Source organism: Paraglaciecola mesophila KMM 241, from assembly GCF_000315015.1.
Lineage (GTDB): Bacteria > Pseudomonadota > Gammaproteobacteria > Enterobacterales > Alteromonadaceae > Paraglaciecola > Paraglaciecola mesophila.
The window spans coordinates 148,053-155,629 of the sequence record NZ_BAEP01000070.1 but is presented as its reverse complement, the minus strand read 5'-3'; the positions used below and the strand labels follow the sequence as shown (position 1 = coordinate 155,629).

The following is a 7,577-nucleotide window of genomic DNA, read 5'->3' as shown; positions in this document are numbered from 1 at the left end:
GTTAACCACCGCAAAAAAACGACGTATTTCATCAATGGTTAATACCACAGGCAGTTTCTGCTGCCTGTTACTTTTAACAAAATTTAATTTTAGGGTGAGTGGTCTATTAATAATATCTCGGTATAAGAACACCAATGCGTTTAATGCTGAAGATTGGGTGTTAGCTGCGCAATCCTGCTTGAGCACTAAATGGGATAAAAATGCTTCTACCTCGTTATCATGTAAATAGGTCGGATGTTGTTTATTGTGGAAAAGAATAAAATTACGGATCCACTTTATATAGGATTCTATCGTGCGTTTGGCGTAACGCTTTTTATACATTTCTTCGGCGACCATAGTCAAAAAAGGCGAGGGTGAATTTGGCATAAATTGCACTTTAATTTACATGTGTATTTATACAGTTATAGTTGCTGTCTCCTATAACAGCAAGTTTTTGGCAAAGTACCGCATATCAACAAACGTGTTTTAAGAAACCAGAAAGATAACTAACCTATACAAAGACATAGGAAGCATGTTAAAAATGATGAATGTATATATGCGACAAAATGCCGTGTTTAAACACCTCATTTTGCAAGATATTAAAATTGTTATGCATCAAAATAGAGAGCAACTATGAACAAAGGAGTGTTGACCTTTTTCTGTGGCAAAATGGGTGCAGGAAAGTCTACCAAAGCTGGTGAAATCACACAGGAAGGCAACTCAGTATTGCTTTCAGAAGATGAATGGCTTGCGTCACTTTACCCAAATAAGATTTCATCACTAAATGACTATATTGAATATTCTAATATACTTAAACCACAGATTAAAAAGCTTGTTCAGTCCATTTTGTCTGCGGGAACAAATGTGGTGATGGACTTCCCGGCCAATACTCTTTCACAAAGAGATTGGTTTCGGAGTATTTTCTCCGAGATCGAAGCTCCACATAATTTGATATACATCGACTTACCAAATGAAGCCTGTCTCAAGCAAATCGAGAAAAGACGCACAGAGATACCGGAGAGAGCAGCAACGGATACGGTAGAGATGTTTAATCAGATTACAAAGTATTTTATGGCTCCAACATCCGAGGAAGGTTTCAATATAACCAAAGTGACGCAAAATGCATAACAAGGCGCTGCTACGGAAAATTTACTCGCTGGCGCTTCTAAATTTCCGCAGAGCGCGGCGTTAGCTGAAAAAAGGAATCAGTAGTGGAAACCTACTCAGTGGATATTAAGAAAGACGAAGAAGGCTACTTGGGTAGAGAGTGCCCCGAGTGCGAAAAGTACTTCAAGATAAAGCCGGGTACTGGTATCCCTGATTTCTCCGATTGTTATTGCCCCTATTGCCAGCATTTTGGTCCGCAAGACCATTTTTGGACAAAACAGCAGATTGAGTACGCGCAGTCAGTTGTTCTAAATAAGGTTTCTGGTGATCTTCTCAAAACGATGAAGAAGATGGAGAGGAAACCAAAAAGGAATCAGTTTATTTCTATTGGGATAACTGTAAAGGGAAGGCCAACTCCCATTACCTACTACTCTGAAAAAGAACTTGAAGAAAGAGTTGAGTGTAAAAACTGCACCCTGCAGTATGCTATCTATGGCGCATTCGGTTACTGCCCTGATTGTTCAGAGCACAACTCCGAACAGATAGCTGAGGCAAATTTTGATCTGGTCATAAAAATACTTGATCTAGCTAAAGAATCACCATTAGATATAAAAAATAAGCTAATTGAAAATGGACTGGAGGACTGCATTTCGGCATTTGATGGGTTTGCACGAGAGCGTTGTCTTGACCGATATCCTAAGCTGTCATTTCAGAATATATACGTAGCCAAGCAAAAACTCGACGATTCCGGAATTGATATTGCTGAAGGTCTCGATAGCTCCGAGTGGGAGTTCGTTATAGAACAGTTTCAAAAACGCCATCTTCTAGCGCATAGAATGGGGGTAGTTGATGAAGAATATATAAAGAAAACTGGCAGTAACCCAGAACAGTTGGGAAAGAAAGTTTCGATTACTGAAAATGATGTCATGTCATTGATAGGTAACCTAAAAGTAATCGTTTCAAACCTTTCGAAACATGTGCAGCGCAGCTAACAAAGCGTTGCACAGGACAAGCCGGTGAACGCGGCGTTAGATTTCCACAAGGTAGAGGGTTCGAGAGGTATGAGTGAATAGTTTAAAGCTAGTATCACTTCAAATTGATGATACTCACATCCATTTTAAAGATGGCCCGAATTATATCGTCGGTAATAATAATTCAGGAAAGACTACCGTATTTAATTGTATTAGATATGCGCTGGGTTTGACTAAGTCTGTTGTGCATAAACACATAAGCCTAATTGAGCTTGAGGTTTGCATTAATGGATTGGGTATTGGATTTAGAAGAGAGGTTGGCAGTACGTATCTTTCCGTTTGGCAGAAAGGGGTAACTCATAAGTATCGTGCATTATCAAAAGAACTAGATAGATTTCTAACAGAAGCGCTTTCACCTACCTATATATATGAGAGTGATGCTGAATCTATTTTCGCGTTACTGAATTTTTGTTTTTTATCCGAAGAAAGATCAGCTAACAGACGCCAGCAATGGGAATCTATAAATTCAATGTGTGGTGTAAATGTATCTTTGCTGAGTTCCGTTGAAAAGGATATATACGCATTAAAAAAAGAAGTTTCAAAAAATAAAGAACTTGAAAAAATTGTCGATGAATTTTCTAGGTCAATTACAGTTAGGCTGAAAGAGAGCGTAAAGATCGCAGATTTGGATAGCACAATCGAATCAACAAAAGAGCGATTTTTTGATGAGTTCAGAGAAAAAGAAGGTTTACTGATTAATGCCATGTCAAAATTTGAGGAAATAAAGGAACGATCGGATTTAGTACTGAGATCTAAGATCGCTGAAATAGAGGATGTGTTTTTTAGTCTCAATCATTCTGCGGGATTTGAAAGGAGCTTTTTTGATGGTTTGGAGTTGTTTATTAAAAGCCGAAGTAAAACCATGTCCTATGGAGAGGAGACCTTTTCAAGGTTTATACTAGTTCTGGCAGTTGCAAAAGTCGCCCAAGAAGGCCGTTACAATTTCCCACAGCTAATTATCAATGACAGCTACCTATCGTTTGATCTTGATAATAGGTCGTATCGAAGATCTCTCAATATTCTTGATGATCTGATGTTTATGAACAAAGGCCTTCAATATATCGAGTTTACCTACAAAGATGAGGTTCCAAGTGAGCATGTAGTACTGAATCTAAATGCGCAAGGAGGCCTGCATGTCTTCGGCAGTTAATCAAATGGGTTGGGGTGAAAAAATATCTTTAGGTGTATCGATATTGAGTTTTCTAGTTGCGTTCATTGGTCTAACTCTTAGTGATAGCGTATCAAAAATAAGTAGTAAGGCAGATATAGTTGCAACTAATGACACGATCAAGCTGAATTCACTCATTAACCAGAATGGATATATTGAGACGCTTAATCTCAAAAATAGAGGGAGGTCTGCATCTAAGAACGTTAAGCTTATAGTCGAGTTCTTTGTAGAAATCCCGAAATTCGAATTGACCAGTGATGAAGACATAGGCAAGCCAGAAATTAAAGGGCGCAGACTAAAAATTCCTCTTGAAAGGCTGTCGAGCAATTCGAATCTGAAAATAACAATGTTTTCGGATTCACCAATTTCATACGACATAAATTACATCGACGATAGTGGTAACCATAAGATTACGATGTACAGAGAAACAGCTCAGAGAGACATGCTGGATATGATCCTTATACTTGTAATCATAATTTCTTTGTTGGCCGTCGTATGGATTTACAGAAGAGCTTCAGAGAGTGCTTTGATGGCCACGCTGGAGACTCACCAAAGCGAAATACAAGTAAAACTTCGAGAAGTTCGAGATGAAATAGGTAACATTGAAGTTGTTGTAAACGAACCAAATAGCTCATCTACAGCCGAGCTAAATGAAAGTGATAAAGGCATTGGGCAAAGATTGGCAGACTTTATCACCAAAATCTAACAAGCGGCTGCTAGGGACGTGGTAAAGTTTGGCTTGAAAAGCAGCCAAACGTCACCACGCCCCAGAGCCGAGCGTTATAAGCCAAGGTATATTAATCGAATATTGGTGTTACTTTTCACCATTCTGATTTCAGGATGTGAAATTGAAAATGATAATCGCATAGGTTTCGGCATGAGTGTCGACTTCCTTGTCTCTTTGGATTGCATGAAGGCAACAATTGATGAAAGTGAGGGGATAAATAATCTAGTTTTAACTGACTCAGACTTTTTCTTTCAAATTGAAAATTACAGAGTAACGCTAATGGTTCAAGAGCAAAAGGAAGAGAAAACAAGTTTTGAACTTGATATAGATGGTCAGCATTTTGAAGAAGGTAATGATGTTTTTTATCAAAAAGCCGATTTTATTGTAATACTAACAAAGAATACTAACAAAGACATCCATCTTTAGAATCGTATAAAAAACTCTGCTGCTTAGGGGAAAATACCCGCTCAACAGGCGTTAAAGTACTTTTGCTCTGAATGATTGGGGATTTTTACTGGAATATTAAGCGTTGAGGGGGAAAACGGCGCGCAAGGTCAATTTTTAGGCAAACGCCTACGTTACAAGCGTTGCATTTGATGTGTTAGTTGCAATGTCTTATGCGCGATTTAACAGAACTTTCGCTTTGGTCATTCCTCGCAGACGTTGATGATGGGTATGGCGCTTGAACGCATTCATCATTTGCTCAGCACCTGCTGCGTAGCAAAAGTGTTTTTCGAACTCAGTAGTCAAGGTTAACCATTGAGCAGAATCTAAGCCGAGTCGTTCTAAAATTGGGCTTTGAGTATTGTCGATATGACCTGCCTTATCATCACGAATACAGCGGCCTGTTGTATCTACCAGCTCACAATAGTCTTTGAGTGAGTAGGGGATTCCTTTGGGCATATTTTCACGAGGGTTTCTCACAAAGGGTATTAAAACGCTCGGTTGAGGTTGTTTGTTTTTAGCGGCGTGAATACGTTTTTTGATACTGGTGTGCTTTGATGTTTCTGGTGTTTTTTCCATTTTTGCACGAATGGGATTCAAGTCCACATAGGCTATACACGCTAGTACGGCACTTTCATCCAGCAAAGCTTGGGACTTGAACCTTCCTTCCCACTAATTTATCTGGAATAAATTAGAACAGCTTTAGCTGGCCCGCAGGGAGAGCGCCAAGGATGGCTGCGAATAAAAACGACCAGTGCAGCCGTCTTCTTTATTGGCTTCGCGAGCAATATGCTCATTTAAGTCACGCATAAACCAGCTTATGTCATACAAACGTTGCCGATAGGTTTCAACGGTTTCATCAAAGGTGATTAGCTCTCCTTGGCTCAGCGTATCGCCATTCATGAATTTCTGAGTCAGCAATGTGCCTCTATGCAGCTTGTGATAGCGCCTCAACACTTCATCGCTATCCCAATTATCAGCCAAGGCTTTATCCACACAAAGCACCACATGAGTCTACTTCAGGCATCCTGCCTTACGCCCTTCGGGCCAGCTAAAGCTGTTGTAAAATGCTCCCAACATTTTTACTGATTATTCATGACCGCATACGCACAAATGTCTATTGCGAATACTGTCGATAGAAACAATAAACGCTCTTCTACCCAGCCTCGGCGATGCTCGTAACTTTGTTTAGAGTACTTATCTACAGCGCGGCTGCCGTACCACATAAGAAAGAACGCCGCACACACCGGGACACACAATGACAAATTTATCGGGAATAAAATTTGAACAGCTTTAGCTGGCTTCGAAGAAGTGAACGACATGGATGTTGTGAATAAAATAAGGCGTATCGATTAAACTAATTTGGCTTTTTCGAGGTTGAGGCATAATCCATCTACCTGACAGAATGAAACACAAATCAAGTGTAGTTCAGCCCTGAAAATTGACCATATTTATCATGGGTGTCTTTCTTTTCCCTGTTTCTTTTACCAATGGTCGAGTTGTTTCTGTGGGGGGGGATTCAGATAGCGGCGTCAAATTAGACCGCAATACCCAAGCGCAAAGATGCGCAGGAGTTAAAGCATGTGGTACTGGTTATGATGGGGGACACCTCATTGCTAGACATTTAGGTGGAGCTGGAGACAAAATAAACTTAGTCCCCATGACTACTAAGCTCAACCGCTCAGAGTTCCGCGCTATGGAAATTTACCTTGGAAAACAACTTGACGAAGGCAAAGGTGTTACTATAGCCATAGAGGTTTTTTATCCAGATAATCCAGCCTCTACTCGACCCAGTAACCTAAGGGTTGAGGCCGTTATTGACGGTGTGTCTGAGTTTTTTGATTTTAACCAGTAGGAGTAATAATTATGATTGCAGAAACTGCGTATCAAACTCTGGCGAATTATCTTTCAAATATCGTGAATTTAAATCACTGGGATAAGTTAGTTTTGGAAGCCGATATAGCAGACTCAATGGTAAAAAGTGTTTGTTACGGTTTGAAAAGTGATGAGCGTTTCAATAACTTAAACAGACTCAATCCGAGTGCTGCTGCCGATATGAAAAAAGCCCTTTTCTTTTTGCGCGATAATATTAAAGAAACGACAGGGGAGAGAGTATGGACAATAAATTTTGAACTACTCTCTAACCGAAAGTTCAATATCAATTACTCTTATGAAAAACCAGATTGGTTAGGATAAGAGTTGATTGATTTCAGTTGGATTAGAGTGGGTAAGCGAGACTTTTTAAATCATGGGTGGTTTTAATCGTGTGTGCATTACTCTGGGGCTGCGCTGGCGAACCTTATGGCTCCTTAGAGGTCAACCGAGGACACAATGGTTACAGGGAACAGTTAATAGCAAATAAAGAGTACTTTCTTCGGTATGCAGGTACTACTCGCCATAGTTATGAAGATATTGAAGTATTTTGGGAGCGAAGAGCATCTGAACTTTGCCCTTTGGGATATGAATCACTCGAACGAAAAAGAGAGAAAAGCAACGACACTATACGAGTGCCAATAAGTGGCACTTACGTGAATGTTGCTGCTCCTAAACCCAGAGTGGTGGGCCGAATTAAATGTGTTGATGATCAGAAACAGGTTACTAAAAGAACTGTACTAGGCTTTAGATAAGAGTTAGCGATGAGTTTAATCTATTTGGGAGGCTTTATGACTCAGAAACGAGCCAGTTTGATTAGTTTATCGGATACCCCTTATTATCATTGTGTCTCACGCTGTGTACGTCGTTCTTTTTTATGTGGTGCGGCAGCCGCGCTGTGGATATCTATTCAGGCCAAAGTTATGAGCACAGGCGTGCCTACTAACAGAGACAGCCATCTTTGATATTACTAACAGAGACAGCCATCTTTGAAATCGTATTACTAACATAGACAGCCATCTTTAAAATCGTATAAAAAGCTCGTTTGCTTAGAGGGGGGAATTACCCTAAACAAGCGTTAAAGTACTTTTGATCTGAGTGATTGAGAATTATTTCTGGAATATTAAGCGTTGAGGGAGAAAACGGCGCGTAAGGTCAACTTTTAGGCAAGCGTCAACGCTACACGAGATGCATTAGATGTAATGTTTTAGGCGCGTTTCAACAAAGCTTTGGCTTTGGTCATTCCTCG

General features: G+C 40.0%; 9 protein-coding genes and 2 pseudogenes. 9 read left to right on the top strand and 2 right to left on the bottom strand.

The genetic code is table 11. From position 1 onward, the window contains the following. Positions 1–366, bottom strand: a 366-nt coding sequence (locus tag GMES_RS17080) for a site-specific integrase (protein WP_039987694.1), incomplete at its 3' end; no start/stop codon positions are given. Positions 367–612: 246 nt separating this feature from the next. On the opposite strand from GMES_RS17080, the gene GMES_RS17075 reads away from it, so the two are divergent. The 5 genes from GMES_RS17075 (at position 613) to GMES_RS17055 (ending at position 4,438) form a co-directional block, all read left to right on the top strand. Further along, the gene (locus GMES_RS17075; protein ID WP_006994008.1) at positions 613–1,107 is read left to right on the top strand and encodes a P-loop nucleotide/nucleoside kinase family protein; all 495 of its coding nucleotides are present in this window, start codon (positions 613–615) and stop codon (positions 1,105–1,107) included. 83 nt (positions 1,108–1,190) lie between these two features. Further along, positions 1,191–2,078: a hypothetical protein gene (locus GMES_RS17070; protein WP_006994007.1), complete on the top strand. Its 888-nt coding sequence runs from the start codon at positions 1,191–1,193 to the stop codon at positions 2,076–2,078. A 73-nt stretch (positions 2,079–2,151) separates the two neighbouring features. Continuing rightward, positions 2,152–3,267 carry an ATP-binding protein gene (locus GMES_RS17065; protein ID WP_006994006.1) on the top strand — a complete coding sequence of 372 codons (1,116 nt, stop codon included), beginning with the start codon at positions 2,152–2,154 and terminating at the stop codon, positions 3,265–3,267. Beyond that, positions 3,251–3,991, top strand: coding sequence for a hypothetical protein (locus tag GMES_RS17060; RefSeq protein WP_006994005.1), 741 nt, complete (start codon positions 3,251–3,253; stop codon positions 3,989–3,991). The genes GMES_RS17065 and GMES_RS17060 overlap by 17 nt, the downstream gene beginning before the upstream one ends. 33 nt (positions 3,992–4,024) lie before the next feature. Continuing rightward, positions 4,025–4,438, top strand: coding sequence for a hypothetical protein (locus GMES_RS17055; protein ID WP_006994004.1), 414 nt, complete (start codon positions 4,025–4,027; stop codon positions 4,436–4,438). A 189-nt stretch (positions 4,439–4,627) separates the two neighbouring features. On the opposite strand, the pseudogene GMES_RS17050 reads toward GMES_RS17055, so the two are convergent. Beyond that, positions 4,628–5,842: pseudogene (locus GMES_RS17050) on the bottom strand (transposase). 70 nt (positions 5,843–5,912) lie between these two features. On the opposite strand from GMES_RS17050, the gene GMES_RS17045 reads away from it, so the two are divergent. From GMES_RS17045 to GMES_RS22510, 4 genes and pseudogenes are all read left to right on the top strand, one after another. Next, positions 5,913–6,311, top strand: a complete 399-nt coding sequence (locus GMES_RS17045; RefSeq protein WP_006994003.1) for a DNA/RNA non-specific endonuclease — start codon at positions 5,913–5,915, stop codon at positions 6,309–6,311. A gap of 11 nt (positions 6,312–6,322) precedes the next feature. Then, positions 6,323–6,652 carry a hypothetical protein gene (locus GMES_RS17040; protein WP_006994002.1) on the top strand — a complete coding sequence of 110 codons (330 nt, stop codon included), beginning with the start codon at positions 6,323–6,325 and terminating at the stop codon, positions 6,650–6,652. Between the two features lie 68 nt (positions 6,653–6,720). Further along, positions 6,721–7,083: a hypothetical protein gene (locus tag GMES_RS22515; protein ID WP_153811086.1), complete on the top strand. Its 363-nt coding sequence runs from the start codon at positions 6,721–6,723 to the stop codon at positions 7,081–7,083. A 36-nt stretch (positions 7,084–7,119) separates the two neighbouring features. Continuing rightward, positions 7,120–7,271: pseudogene (locus GMES_RS22510) on the top strand (transposase); the annotation flags it as partial. Positions 7,272–7,577 lie beyond the last annotated feature (306 nt).